We start from the raw sequence: 13205 nt of genomic DNA on the forward strand, positions 1-13205 counted from the left end.
CAGGTACTCGCTCACGCCGCCACCTCCCCCGAACCATCCGGCCGAGTCGGGAAGTCGTGCACGGTGGCGTCAGCCAGGAAGGCCCCCAGCTCCACCAGGTCCGCGTCCGTCACGTGGAAGGCCCGAGCCCGCTCCGACTCCCGCTGCCCGTCCTGTTTGATCCAGGCGACGCCGGGGGTGTTTTCGCTGATCTCGTGGGCCGCCGCGCCGCGCTGCCGCACGCCGTCTCCAAGGACCATGTCCACCTGCTGTGGCTCGTCCAGCCTCAGGGCAACGCGGGTGGTGAACAGGTGCCGGAAGGAGACGACCTCCTTGCGCGGGTCCTGGACCAAGCCGACGACGGCATAGCCCGGTGCGCGTCCCTGGGAGGTGATCGTCTGGATGGCTCGCGCCGCCCGCTCCCGGAGCTGCTTGTCCGGCTGGTAGGCGATCAGGTCCGCCAGTTCGTCTACCACGAGCACGGTGAACGGCTCGCCGGTGGAACGTGCCCACAGGCGTCGGATGCCCCGGTAGCGGGTGGCGCGTTCCTTGACCTCGGTGGCGATTTCCTCAAGCAGGGCAACAGCTTCCGGCCCGTTGTCGTACACCACGCGATCGAAGGCGACTGGGCACTGTCCGAGTTCCATCCCGCCCTTGGGGTCGATCCCGACCAGGCGGACCAGTCCGGCGCGGATGGCCGGGGCGAGCTGCCACACGATCGACCACAACACCGAGCCCTTGCCCGCCCCAGGCACACCGACCACGAGCACCTGAGACCCCAGCAACCGCAGCCGCCACGGCTTACCGGTCTCCGTCCGCCCGACGACCACCCGCTTGAGGTCAACCTCAGCGTCAACCAGCAGGGGGACCGGCAGCGGGCGGTTGAGCGGGTCGCGGTGGACGAAGTCGAGTTCGAGCACCCGAGGCTTGAGCACCCGAACCCGGCAGGACTGGGCGTTGAAGGAGTGGGCCAGGCCGTCCCGCCGCAGCTCCCAGGCTTCCGGGGACTGGGCCGGGATCATCCGCACCCGAACCCGGTCCCGCCATCCCTCCGACCGGACCCGCCGCAGCCGAGGCCGGTACTCACGGCCCCGGTGGCGCTTGACCAGGTCCGCCAGCCGCATCACCGACCGCCACCGGGGCACGTAGACGGTCGCCCGCCGCCACTCGGTGACCAGCCGGTACCAGCAGTGCCGCAAGAACGAAACCCGGTCATAGCCGAACCACAGCAACAGCGCCGCCACCAGCGACAACAACGCCAGCACCAGCGGCGATAGGCCGAATCGCCACCAGCACCAGGCCGCCGCCCCGGGCACCAACACGACCACCGGATAGCGAATGACAACGAGCGCCAGGCGCACGACACCGACGACTGCGACCCACACCAGCGCCACTGATGCGGCCAGCCACTTCGCCTTGCCCGGCACCAACGCCCACCACGGCAGACGAGGCCGGGCACCCTCGAACGGTGCCGGGTCCACCCACTTGCCGCCGCCGCTCATCGCACACGCCCCACGGGGGCGAAGATCAGCGGCAGCCACCCCAGGCACGCGCAGCAAACAAGCTGGTTGGGCGCATAAATGCCGAACCTCTTGCAGGCCCCGCAGGGGCGACCGTTGGAAAGCTTCCACACATTCGGGGTAACCACGCGGCTTGACGCACGTCCCCCGTCAACAGATACGCTCGACATGACCGAACCTCTTGGGCTGAGATATGGAACGGTCACGTGAGTCGCCGTGAAACGGTCCCAGGCCCACCAAGACTGTAGGACTGTTTCCGGCGACTCACGCCACCAGCGACAAGGAATGCTTCAGTTCTCGGAGCCGTTCCGCCGGCCCGCCTCGTCGGCAAGGCGAACGATCAGCTCCCGCGACTGCTCCGCGTTCAACGCGTTGTCCAACAGCAGCTTCGCCACCTTCTCGTACTCCCCGGTCTCCCGAGGATTATCGAGGAACACGCTGCACGTCATGACACCGATGTGGACGACCGAACGGAATTCCGGCGACCGCATCAGCGTGAACGGATAGTCCTCCCAGAACCCGGCCTGGGCATCACAGGCGATCACGCGCACGTCGACCTTTCCCGTGTCGCACAACCAGACCAGGTTCATCAACTGACCCCAAGCAACCTCCGGGTCCGGCCCCAGGTGCCGCAACACCAGCTCCCGCACCACGAAGGTGCACTTGACCGGCAGCCGGGCACCCAAAACACCCTGGCGCTTGCTGCGAGCGGCCACGTACCGCTCGACCTCTCCCGTCGCCTGTACGTCGTAGCCGAAGACCTGCCGCATGTGGTCCTCGGACTGCACCAAGTCCGGGATCGACGCCAGCTCGTAGCAGAACAACTCGTGCGCCGCTGCCTCGTGATCGAGCAGCACCGGCACCTCGTCCACGCCACCCGGGCCGTGCTCCCACACCAGAATCCCGTCATCGGTATCCCGGTATAGACCCATCACCCGGTCAAAGGTCTTCAGGTCCACCTGGTAGAAGCCCAACAATCGGGCGATGTTGCGCGCGTCGGTCCGCCTGGTCCCCAACTCCAGCTTCGACAACCAACCGGGCGAAACACCCAACCTCTCCACCAGGGCACCGAACTTCAGCGGCGACTCACGCCGAGCCGCCCGCAACTCCGCACCCAACGCCCGACTGCGAACAGTCGAACCCAAGCGCACATAATCACCATCAGCCACAACGAATCCCCACCTCATCCGGGCACACCTCTCCCGCGCCCGGAAAGCGAAAAGAACGACCGCGCCCTATGCGCAGGAATCAACGACCTCGAACAGATCCGCGAACGTCATCGGAGCCAACACCGTCAACGCACCACCGATGAACGCCGGACCGGGCTGAAGAGAACCGGCCCGCACTCGCATCACCGTCGACCGGTTGACACCCATCGACTGCGCCAACGCGAAGTCAGACCGGAACCCCGCCAACCTCACAGCCTTGTCGAACGGCTCATCACGAAGGCGAACCGAGTACCGGGACGGATCGCGACGGACAGCGGAGCGCCGAACAGACGCCTTCGACCCCCGCCCGCTCACCCGCCCTCACCATCCCCCGACGACTCCAGCGCAAGAGCACGAGCGATCTCCTCACCCTTCTCCCGCTCACGCTTCGCCCAGTACAACGCCTCGTGGTGATGCCCCCGGTCGACCTCCGCCACCCGCTCGTACACCTGAGCCGACCGCAGGTAGAACACCTGCCAGCGCGACAGCGCCGCATCCGGCGCGGGCATCAACGCCCCCAACGCCTCGTGCGCGTCCTTCAAGGTCGTCACGGCCTGGGCCACCAACCACAGGTCAGACCGCTTCGGCTGCGTCATCACCGCTCACCACCCGAGGCACCAAGCGCAGCAGCACCCGCCTCCAGCGCCGCGCGCACTCCGTCGAGTGCGGCGCGGTCGATCACCAGGACCACCGGGAACGCCTTGCCGAAGCGGATCTCCACCCGATCCGCGAACGGCAACGCCGAACCCCGCACGGGCAACTCCGCCGTCACGTGCACCCGGACCAGCTCCCCGCCCACGACTCACGCGGCCTTGGACGCGGACTTCACCACAACCGGTGACATGCCCGAGGCCCGCAGGCTGTACCCGAGCTTGGCCCGGCACCGGTGCCGCTCACCCCCATGAGCGCCCCGGCACGCCTTGTCATCGATCCACGGCGTCACCGTCAGCCCTTCGAACACCACCGGCCGCACATCCGTCCCCGGAATCGCCTCCGGCGGCACCGGCTGGTGCGGAGCGGCGATCTTCACCGTCACCACCGCATCGGACTTCCGCTCCGCCGCCTGATCGATCACCAAGACCGACCACACCAACAACCCGGACTCCTTGTCCGTCTCCTGCTGCGGCGGCAACCCCTTCGCCCGCTCCTCCGCCGACTGGAACCGCAACACCGGCTCCACACCCATCACCAACGCCCCACGCGGAAAGACGAAATCGTGCGTCGTGGGGAGCCTGCTCCCACCCGTGATCGCCACAGCCGTTCTCCTGTCGCCGCTGTCGGCTGGACCGCCTGTCCAGCACCTCGACACCAACCACTTTCCGCTGATCGGCGGGACGCAAGCACCGCATAGCGGGACTTCTCAGGACGTCCTTGCTACATTGAAGACGTCCCAAGACGTCAGCACGGGGGTACCGATGGCCAACGAACGGCTACGAGAAGCCTTGCTCCGCAACGGCCTGGACCTCGATCACGTAGCCCGAGCCACCGGCGTAGACCCCAAGACAGTGGAGCGCTGGATCACCAAGGGACGACTCCCCTACCCACGCCACCGCCACGCCATCGCCTCGATGGTCCGCGAGACGGAGAACTACCTCTGGCCCGACGCGGTAGCCGCAGACCGCAAGGCCGAGATCGCGGAGTCAGAGGTCGTCAAGGTCTACCCCCACCGCAACAACATCCCCGCGGACCTGTGGGACCGCCTCCTCAACGACGCCACCAGCCACATCGAGGTCTTGTCCCTGGCAGCCCTCTTCCTGGTCGAACGTCCCACCTTCGCCAAGGAGCTGCGCCGCAAGGCCGAGGAGGGCGCCAAAATCCGACTCCTCTTCGGTGACCCGGCAGGCCGCGAAGCAGCCCGCCGCAGCGAGGAGGAGCACCTGGGCAAGGGCACGGTCGCCGCCCGCATCCGCAACGCCCTGGCGTTCGTCCGCCCCCTGGCAGACGTCCCGGGCATCGAGGTCCGCCTCCACAAGACGACCCTCTACAACTCAGTCTTCCGCTTCGACGACGAGATGATCGTCAACACCCACGTCTACGGCTTCCCCGGAGCCCACGCCCCAGCCCTCCACCTACGCCGCCTCTCCGCAGGCGACCTCTTCGAGACCTACTCGGAGAGCCTGGAGACCGTCTGGGCCAGCGCGAAGCGCACCACCTTCTGACAAGGTCGACCCATGACGCGCACCGACTACCTCAACGACCCGAACGCCCCCAAGGCGAACAGCATCCGCGTAGCCGTCAGCGCCATCGTCCAAGACCCCACCGGCCGCCTCCTGATGATCCGCCGCACCGACAACGACAAGTACGCCATCCCCGGCGGAGGCCAAGACGTAGGCGAAACCCTCGCCCAAGCCGTCGTCCGCGAGGTCGAAGAGGAAACCGGCATCACGGTGCACGTCACCAGCCTGGTCGGCCTCTACTCGAACCCCAACCACGTGATGGCCTACGACGATGGCGAGGTTCGCCAGGAGTTCTCCATCTGCTTCCGCGCTCAGCCGATCGGAGGCGAGCTGCGCACAAGCAGTGAGTCCAAGGAGGTCCACTGGGTAGAGCCGAGCCACCTAAGCAACCTGGACATCCACCCATCCATCCAACTACGCATCCAGCACGGCCTCAGCGATCGCGCCGAGCCCTACTTCACGTGACCTCGATTCCCGCCGCCCGCAACCGAGCTTCCGTGCGCTCCACCGCAGCCACCAACTCAGGCTCCGCCTGGCGGATGAAGAGAGACACCAGGTCTTCCGGCCCATATCGCTCCCGGATCTCCGCTATCCGCTCATGGACGTCGACGACATCCCCGTCCGGCCCAGTGGTCATGTCCGCCCACCACAGCGCATCCCGCAACGGCGTCCGCTCATCCACCCAGTAAGCCAGCTCAGCCGAGCACCCTCTCAACTCCGCCTCCAACCAGGCGCAGGAGTGGTGCGCGACAAGCGCACACAATCGGCCAGGAAAGTTCTGCTCTTCGAGATACCGGGCTCCATCAAGCGGATGAAACCCAGTCCTAGCCAACTCCGGCGCGTACCCCACATCGTGAAGAACAGCCGCCGCCGTCAGCAGCTCCCGGTCCTCCGCACTGAAGCCCGCACTCACCAGCCCAGTCCGCTTGGCCACGCCTTGCACATGCGCCCACCGCCGAGGCAACGAGTCGGCAAGCCACCTCTCCGCCACCGCGCAGGCCCGCGCGATCAAGTCCACATGTTCAACCTAAGCAGCCACCTCGCGCCATGACCACACCACCACAGCCAACCTGCTGCGTTGCCGAATTCCGCTCTACGGGATCAAGTCGCGCCACCTGCGGCTACGCGCGGCCAGTCCCAACTCACGTTTGCACCGACTCCGCATCGCGGCACGCCGGGCTCCCGCTCCGCTCTGCCCGTCGGCCGCCCGCGGAGTCAGTGCACGTGGCAGTAGGCGGCGCGCCACGCAGACCTGAGCCGCCACCAAGCCATTCCAACCACCAGGTCGGGACGATCGCGCGATCACACAGTTGTCAGCGCTGGTCACGGCGATCGACTGCCGCGACGGCTTCGCCGCCTTGCCGACGAAGCTATACACACTGACCGGGCATCAAGACATGCGTCAACGAAGGAAAGCCTAACCATGGTGCGACTCGCCAACTCGACTCCTTGGAAGCGCACCCCCACTCTGTCACACTACTAGGCCAGTCGTGGAACAAGGAGCGCGATGCAAATCCTAGACGATGATCAATACAAGGCCCTGTCATTCATATCCGCCGCAAATAGAGGAGGTAGCCGGCCTCATGAAAACCATATCAACCAATGGATGTCTGCACCAAAACCGAAGCCAGGGAAACCAGGGACCCTAATTAAAGCGGGAAGACCAGCTCGCTATCGCCATACGTCCCCCATTGTAGAAGCCATGAGGGGGGCTTCATTCGGACCGCTAGGCAATAGTGAAATGATTAGCGCACTAAGCGGAGTTAATAGCAGTCTACTAAGAAACACATTGATTCCATTCATTAAATCGGGTGTCTTTACTTCGGAACTGATCGAACCAGAAGTTCCAGCCGAATACGGACCTCCAACACCGCCTGAAACTTTCATTGAACACCTCCTCCGACTCGAATGGATCGACAAAGACGAACGCGGCGGGATCGGCGTTACACCACTTGGACGCGCCTTGCTTCGCAGCGCGGAATATAGTAACGAAAATGAAGATGAGGCCCTTGAAGTCGTAGTTCTGGACTCGCACAATGAGTTGGCATATCCGACGTTCGTCAGAAGGTTGGCAGAAATGGGCGATGCGCTAGTCATTGACCCATATCTACGCCTTGAACAATTGTTGACAATCAAAGCCTATACCACAGTTTCTCGAATCCTCATATCCGCAAGAGTAAAACAGGAGGAGCGCGCAGCAATGGCAGTACTTATCAACAGCGGCTCTGACCACGAGATCGAAATACGAGTAGCCGCCAACGGAGTGCTGCATGACAGGATCGTAGCGGGACGAGATGCCGTTCTAACGATTGGAACTTCTATAAATACCATCGGAATGCAGCACCCAACCGTTTTGACACCACTTCCTCAGGTAGCCGCTGACGCATTCCGGGATCACGCCGAACAGTGGTGGGATGACGCCGAATTCCTTGCAGCGTATCCGCCATATGAGGATGCAGACGAAGAGGAAGACAGTACGAAAAGTTAAGGCTTATTATTTGACTAAGCCTTATAGGCGGAACTTCGACTGGCTACCTGCCACCAGATGCTGCCACCAACAAGCCTCCCGCCCGTGCCCCTCGCATGCCCCATCCCAGGGTCAACAGCGGCCAGTTAGGGGCGCGGGCGGTCAGATGGCGAACAAAGGCACTGGTCAGAGGGTTACCTGGTCAGGGGCTTGATCGCTGCCAGACCTTCCAAGCTGGTCATGCGGGTTCGATTCCCGTCACCCGCTCTCCCCTTTCCTCGCTGGTGACAGCCTCGCGGACCGTCCCTTGTGGACGGTCTCGCGGTCGGCCGGCCCTCCACCCCGCCGCCCTCGGGCCGACAACGGGACCCACTCGGATCCTCTGATCCTCAGGGACGACGTCGCACCTCACCCCGATCGGTACGGCACCGCCGTCGGCGGATTGACCGGAGTGCCGTTAACCGGGTATCGGGCGAAAACGACGAAGGCCCCAGTGCAGCCTGGTCCGACAAACCGTCCGGCCATACCCCACCGGCACGGGAATGGGTTGCGGGGAAACAACTGCGCCTCGGCAAAACCCCAGCTCACAGGCTTGCTATCGCAATCGGAAACCGGTGCCGCCGGGGCGGCCGACAAAAAGATCCACACGAACGTGGCAATTCCTCGGCTTGACGCGCGGCCCCCGCGAACCCCTACGCTCGGCCCCGACCAGTTCCCGCCGGAGTACCCACAATACCCACGAAGAACCGGTCAACCGGGTCGCGGGGAACGGTTCAAGCCCGCCAGGACTCCCCGGCCGCTCCCCGCGACTCCCCCGACTCCCCCACCGAGATCAGCTCAACCCGAAGTGCTCGGCCACCACGTCGGCCACGGCTTCGGCGTCCAGCGAACCGTCCACCTCCAGCACCCGGATGCCCAGCCCCCTCGCCTTCGCCACCGCGTCCGCGGCCACCAGCCGGTCCCGTTCGAGGCGGTTGCGCTGCCCCAGTTCCGGGTCGCTCACCGGCTGCGACAGCGCCCGGGCCCGCTCCAGGGTCGCCGCCTGGTGCAGGCGGAACTCGTCGGTCGGCACCATCACGATCACCTGCCTCGGCGAGCGCACCAGGGGCGCCACCAGCTCCGGCCTCAGGCCCCACCCCTCCGCGATGATCGGCCGACCCGACACCAGGCCGCGCAGGTCGTCCAGCGCCCACTCGAAGCGCCGGGGGAAACCGGCGAGCACGTGCTCCGCCGTCTGCCGCGGCGTGTTGCGGACGTACGCCTGCTCCGCGTCGATCAGCTCGATGCCCGCGGCGACGCGCCGGTCCAGGTGCCCGCGCGCGTCGTGGTAGTCGTAGTGGTACGCGGTCAGTCCACATCGGACCGCGAGGATCCTCGCGACGGTGCTCTTGCCCGCCCACTGACCGCCGGTGATCCAGAGCGTCTGCGCCAAAGTGCCGAACGGGTCCCAGGTCACACCCCCATGCAACCACGCACCCGGTTCCGGCCGGGCCGTTTTCGGGGGCTGCCGCGCGAAGTCCGACGGGCCCGAGGGGACGGCTCCGAACGGCCTACCTCCCGTACGACGTGACCGCGCGCCACAGCGCCTCGCCGAAGCGGATCGCCAGCAGCACCATGAGGAAGCCGATGGTGAACGACACCAGGCACCTCAGGATCACGCGCAGCTTGTCCATCGGCACAGTGTGCTCCCCGGGCGAACCCGTTCACCGCACTTCGCGGTGAACTACCCCGTCGCACCGGCGACCGCCGCCCGGAAGGCCCTGACCACCCCGGGATCACCCTCGACCGACAGCTGCGACTCGCCCACCCGCCCCCACAGCCACAGGTCGACCGCGGACGGCGACCCGCTGACCACCGCGTCCGCCGGCGCGCCCGGGCAGTAGTCGACGACCCCCTCGCGCAGCGCCACGGTCCACTCCCTCCCCGGCACCCGCAACGCCAACGCCCGCCCGGAGGTGTGCGCGGCCGGCGGCTGGTGGCAGCCCAGCCACAGCCGCAGCACCTCGTCGATGCCGTCCACCGCCAGCACGGGGTCCAGCGGCGCCGCCACGCCCACCGCCGCCTGCGCGTCCACCCGGTGCACGGCCGTCTCATGCGCCATCCGCCGCAGCCAGAACCCCAGCGTGCCGTCCCACGGGCACCACGTCGGCGCGGGTGCGGCGGCACGCGCCGGGTCCAGCGCGCCGATCAGCGACGCCGCGCCGACGCGGTACCAGTCGACCGGGTCGGCGTCCCCCGGCGCGCACGACCACCCGTCCGGCCGCGCGCCGCGCGTGATCCACCGCGTCACCCGCCGGTGGACGGTGCCGACGTGCACGACCAGGTCCTCGACCGTCATCCCCGGGCACCCCGGCACGGGCCGGTCGCGCGGGGCCAGGTCGGCCGCGATCGCCAACGCCGTCGCGTCGGTGCGGAGCGCGCTCGCGAGCGCATGGGGGTCCACCAGCGCAGCATCCCGGAACGTCACAAGATCGGGCGACCCCTGAATTGGATCGCGCCGAACCCGCGATCGGCGTATAGAACAGCCCATGGCCCTCACCCACCGCACCCTGACCCACGACGACCTGCCCGAGTTCCAGCGCGTGGTCGATGCGGCGTTCCTCGGCGAGACCCGTGACGAGGACGCCGAGCGCTACCGCGAGCTGTTCGAGCCGGAGCGCTCGCTGGGCGTGTTCGACGGTGACGAGCTGATCGGCGGCGGCGTCGTCCAGACCCGCGAGATGACCCTGCCCGGCAGCGGCCCGCGGCCGGTCGCCGCCGTCTCGTCGGTCGGCGTGAAACCCGGTCACCGCAGGCGGGGCGTGCTCACCCGGCTCATGCGCGCCCAGCTGGAGGGCCTGCACGACGGCGGTCGCGAGGCGGTGGCCGCGCTGTGGGCGTCGGAAGCGGGGATCTACGGCCGCTTCGGCTACGGGCTCGCGGCCGAGTTCACCCGCCTGTCCGTGCCGAAGAACGCCGCGTTCCGGCGCGGCACGGCGACCGGCGACGCCCGGGTCCTCGAAGTGACCCGCGACGAGGCGATGCCGCACCTGAAGGCCCTCTACGAGGAGCTGCGCCCGACCCGCACGGGCTGGTTGAGCCGCACGGAGCCGTTCTGGGCGCACCAGTTCGCCGACGAGGAGCGCGACCGCGGCGGCCTGAGCTCCTACCGCTGGGTGAAGCACCCCGACGGGTACGCGGTGTACCGGGTGAAGCAGGACTGGCAGGACCGCGGCCCGCGCAACGAGCTGCACGTGCGGGAGATCGCGGCGCGCACCCCCGAGGCGTACGCGGCGCTCTACCGCTACCTGCTGGACGTGGACCTGATCGGCGAGCTGAAGTTCTTCACCGCCTCCGACGACCCGATCACGCACCTGCTGGACGACCCGCGGCTGGCGCTGCGCGGCAGGTCCGACTCGCTGTGGGTGCGCCTGGTGGACGTGGACCGCGCGCTCGCCCAGCGCCGCTACGGCTCGGACGTGGACCTCGTGCTGGAGGTCGCCGACGACTTCTGCCCGTGGAACGCGGGCCGCGTGCGGCTGACCGTGAAGGGCGGCGAGGCGACCGCGCAGCGGGTGGACGACGCCCCGGACGTCGAGCTGGACGTGCAGGCGCTGGGCGCGGCCTACCTGGGCGGCACGCGGCTGGCCACGCTGGCGCGGGCGCAGCGGGTGCGCGAGGTGGCGCCCGGCGCGGTGGCCGCCCTGTCGCACGCGTTCCTGGGCGAGCACGAGCCGCACTGCCCCGAGGTGTTCTGACCCACTGCGGGAACCCGCACCGGCACGGGGACGTTGACCGGTCATGAGCACCGGGATCGTGCTGGTCGTCCTGCTGGTCCTCGTCGTGGGCGCGGGCTGGCTGCTCGCGCGGAACGCCGCCGGGAAGCGCCGGCGCGAGCTGGAGGACGCCCAGGCCGAGGCCCGGCGCTGGGTGGAGCGGCTCGGCGGCCAGGTGATGAACCTGACCGGCACCGACACCGCCTCCCAGCAGGCGCTGGCGGACGCGTCCGAGCGGTTCACCGCGGCCGGGTCGCAGATGGAGCAGGCGCGCACGACCGAGCAGTGCCGGCTGGTCACCCAGACCGCCATGGAGGGCCTGTACTACGTGCGGGCCGCGCGCACCGCGATGGGCCTCGACCCGGGTCCCGAGCTGCCGGGCCTCGCCGGTCAGGGCCGCGCGGGCGCGGTGTCGGAGGACCGCGACGTCACGGTGGAGGGCCACCGCTACGCGGCCTCGCCGCGGCCGGGTTCGCGCACGCCGCACTACTACCCGGGCGGCGTGGTGGCCGGGCGGCCCGTGCCGCAGGGCTGGTACTCCGAGCCGTGGTGGAAGCCCGCGCTGGTGGCGGGCGCCTGGGGCCTGGGTTCGATGCTGCTGTTCAGCGCCATGTTCTCGGGCATGGCGGGCGTCGCCTACGCCGACGGGTTCGCCGACGGCGTGGACGCGGGCGACGACGCGGGTGACGCCGGCGATCCTGGGGACGCGGGTGACGCCGGCGGCGACTTCGGCGGTGATTTCGGGGGCGACTTCGGCGGGGACTTCGGCGGCGGGTTCGACTTCTAGGGCGCCTGGCAGGTCGGGCACCAGTAGAGGTTGCGCCCGGCCAGCTCGGCGGCGGCCACGGGCGTGCCGCAGACCAGGCACGGCAGCCCGGTGCGGCGGTACACGTACACCTCGCCGCCGTGCCGGTCCTGGCGCGGCGCGCGGCCGGTGACCTCGGGCAGGTGCTCCGGCCGCACGGTGTCGATGCGCCCGACCTTCACGCCCGCCCGCATGAGCACGACGAGGTCGAACCACATGTCGTCCCACAGGGCCCGGTCGATCCGGTTGCCCGGCGTGTACGGGTGGACCCCGTGCCGGAACAGGATCTCGGCGCGGTAGACGTTGCCGACGCCCGCCAGCACGCTCTGGTCCATCAGCAGCACCGCGATGGACTGCCGCGACCTCGACACCCGCGCGTACACCGGTTCGGGCCTGCCGTCGCGGCGCAGCGGGTCCGGGCCCAGGCGAGCGTGCAGGGCGGCGACCTCGGCGTCGGTCAGCACCTCGCACCGGGTCGGGCCGCGCAGGTCGGTCCAGTGCGTGGCGCCGACCAGGCGCATCCGGACCTGCCCCACCGGCTCGGTCACCGGGTGCGGCGACTCGGTGAACGAGCCGTAGAGGCCCAGGTGGACGTGCACGGTCGCGTCCGGCCCGTAGACGTGGAACAGGTGCTTGCCGTGGGCCTCGGCCCGCTCGAACAGGCGGCCGTCCACGAGCCCGGCGGGGAACTTGCCCTGCGGGCTCGACACGCGCACGGTCGAGCCCGCGTAGCGGCGCTGGTGCAGCCGCGCCAGGCGGTGCAGCGTGTGGCCCTCAGGCACTGGCGGTCCCCCGGTAGGTCCGGCTCACGGTCGGGTCCGGCTCACGGGAGGGGCGGTGCCTCGCCGGTGCGCTCGTACTCGCGGAGGATGTCGATGCGGCGGGCGTGCCGCTCCTGCCCGGAGAACGGGGTGGCGAGGAAGGCCTCCACGATCGCGAACGCCTCCTCGGTGGTGTGCATCCGCGCGCCGAGGCCGATCAGCTGGGCGTCGTTGTGCTCGCGCGCCAGCTTCGCGGTCTCCACGCTGTAGGCGAGCGCGGCGCGGGCGCCGGGCACCTTGTTGGCCGCGATCTGCTCCCCGTTGCCGGAGCCGCCGATCACCACCCCCAGGCTGCCGGGTTCCCCGACGACCCGGCGGGCCGCCTCGATGCAGAACGGCGGGTAGTCGTCCTCCGCGTCGTACACGGCGGGGCCGACGTCGACCACGTCGTGGCCCGCGTCGGACAGGTGCTTGGCGAGGGCGTTCTTCAGCTCGAAGCCCGCGTGGTCCGATCCCAGATAAACGCGCACGTC

The 13205-nt window shown here is 68.5% G+C and carries 16 protein-coding genes; 5 read left to right on the plus strand and 11 right to left on the minus strand.

The window, feature by feature from the left end; translation table 11 throughout:
* Window positions 1–11 precede the first annotated feature (11 nt).
* From ACFV4N_RS04770 to ACFV4N_RS04790, 5 genes are all read right to left on the minus strand, one after another.
* On the minus strand, window positions 12–1481 hold the full coding sequence (locus ACFV4N_RS04770) for an FtsK/SpoIIIE domain-containing protein (RefSeq protein WP_499671139.1): 1470 nt from the start codon (window positions 1479–1481) through the stop codon (window positions 12–14).
* Between the two features lie 308 nt (window positions 1482–1789).
* The gene (locus tag ACFV4N_RS04775; protein ID WP_499671140.1) at window positions 1790–2668 is read right to left on the minus strand and encodes a helix-turn-helix domain-containing protein; all 879 of its coding nucleotides are present in this window, start codon (window positions 2666–2668) and stop codon (window positions 1790–1792) included.
* Between the two features lie 350 nt (window positions 2669–3018).
* Entirely contained in the window at window positions 3019–3303 is a 285-nt protein-coding gene (locus ACFV4N_RS04780; protein ID WP_499671141.1) for an AMED_5909 family protein, read from the minus strand.
* A complete protein-coding gene (locus ACFV4N_RS04785) occupies window positions 3303–3506 on the minus strand; it encodes a hypothetical protein (protein WP_499671142.1) in 204 nt (67 codons plus the stop codon). The genes ACFV4N_RS04780 and ACFV4N_RS04785 overlap by 1 nt, the downstream gene beginning before the upstream one ends.
* Before the next feature lie 3 nt (window positions 3507–3509).
* The gene (locus ACFV4N_RS04790; RefSeq protein WP_499671143.1) at window positions 3510–3962 is read right to left on the minus strand and encodes a hypothetical protein; all 453 of its coding nucleotides are present in this window, start codon (window positions 3960–3962) and stop codon (window positions 3510–3512) included.
* A gap of 160 nt (window positions 3963–4122) precedes the next feature.
* Between ACFV4N_RS04790 and ACFV4N_RS04795 the strand changes: the two genes are divergently transcribed.
* Both ACFV4N_RS04795 and ACFV4N_RS04800 read left to right on the plus strand, forming a co-directional pair.
* Window positions 4123–4866, plus strand: coding sequence for a DUF5919 domain-containing protein (locus ACFV4N_RS04795; RefSeq protein WP_499671144.1), 744 nt, complete (start codon window positions 4123–4125; stop codon window positions 4864–4866).
* A 12-nt stretch (window positions 4867–4878) separates the two neighbouring features.
* On the plus strand, window positions 4879–5349 hold the full coding sequence (locus ACFV4N_RS04800; RefSeq protein WP_499671145.1) for an NUDIX hydrolase: 471 nt from the start codon (window positions 4879–4881) through the stop codon (window positions 5347–5349).
* On the opposite strand, the gene ACFV4N_RS04805 is transcribed toward ACFV4N_RS04800, so the two are convergent.
* Window positions 5342–5902, minus strand: coding sequence for an HD domain-containing protein (locus tag ACFV4N_RS04805; protein ID WP_499671146.1), 561 nt, complete (start codon window positions 5900–5902; stop codon window positions 5342–5344). The two genes, ACFV4N_RS04800 and ACFV4N_RS04805, sit on opposite strands and share 8 nt — an antisense overlap.
* Window positions 5903–6391: 489 nt before the next feature.
* Here ACFV4N_RS04805 and ACFV4N_RS04810 point away from each other — a divergent pair, with 489 nt between their 5' ends.
* Window positions 6392–7372: a hypothetical protein gene (locus ACFV4N_RS04810; protein ID WP_499671147.1), complete on the plus strand. Its 981-nt coding sequence runs from the start codon at window positions 6392–6394 to the stop codon at window positions 7370–7372.
* Between the two features lie 811 nt (window positions 7373–8183).
* On the opposite strand, the gene ACFV4N_RS04815 is transcribed toward ACFV4N_RS04810, so the two are convergent.
* The 3 genes from ACFV4N_RS04815 to ACFV4N_RS04825 form a co-directional block, all read right to left on the minus strand.
* Entirely contained in the window at window positions 8184–8807 is a 624-nt protein-coding gene (locus ACFV4N_RS04815; RefSeq protein ID WP_499671148.1) for a hypothetical protein, read from the minus strand.
* 94 nt (window positions 8808–8901) lie between these two features.
* Window positions 8902–9024 (minus strand): hypothetical protein, encoded by a 123-nt coding sequence (locus tag ACFV4N_RS04820; protein WP_499671149.1) that lies wholly within the window; start codon window positions 9022–9024, stop codon window positions 8902–8904.
* 50 nt (window positions 9025–9074) lie between these two features.
* On the minus strand, window positions 9075–9794 hold the full coding sequence (locus tag ACFV4N_RS04825) for a maleylpyruvate isomerase family mycothiol-dependent enzyme (RefSeq protein ID WP_499671150.1): 720 nt from the start codon (window positions 9792–9794) through the stop codon (window positions 9075–9077).
* A gap of 85 nt (window positions 9795–9879) precedes the next feature.
* On the opposite strand from ACFV4N_RS04825, the gene ACFV4N_RS04830 reads away from it, so the two are divergent.
* Window positions 9880–11088: a GNAT family N-acetyltransferase gene (locus ACFV4N_RS04830; protein WP_499671151.1), complete on the plus strand. Its 1209-nt coding sequence runs from the start codon at window positions 9880–9882 to the stop codon at window positions 11086–11088.
* 43 nt (window positions 11089–11131) lie between these two features.
* Window positions 11132–11893, plus strand: a complete 762-nt coding sequence (locus ACFV4N_RS04835; RefSeq protein WP_499671152.1) for a hypothetical protein — start codon at window positions 11132–11134, stop codon at window positions 11891–11893.
* On the opposite strand, the gene ACFV4N_RS04840 is transcribed toward ACFV4N_RS04835, so the two are convergent.
* The gene (locus tag ACFV4N_RS04840; RefSeq protein ID WP_499671153.1) at window positions 11890–12693 is read right to left on the minus strand and encodes an Fpg/Nei family DNA glycosylase; all 804 of its coding nucleotides are present in this window, start codon (window positions 12691–12693) and stop codon (window positions 11890–11892) included. The genes ACFV4N_RS04835 and ACFV4N_RS04840 overlap by 4 nt on opposite strands.
* Before the next feature lie 41 nt (window positions 12694–12734).
* Window positions 12735–13202, minus strand: a complete 468-nt coding sequence (locus ACFV4N_RS04845; protein WP_499671154.1) for a ribose-5-phosphate isomerase — start codon at window positions 13200–13202, stop codon at window positions 12735–12737.
* Window positions 13203–13205 lie beyond the last annotated feature (3 nt).

This window comes from Actinosynnema sp. NPDC059797 (genome assembly GCF_042732085.1).
In the GTDB taxonomy this organism is placed as follows: Bacteria; Actinomycetota; Actinomycetes; order Mycobacteriales; family Pseudonocardiaceae; genus Actinosynnema.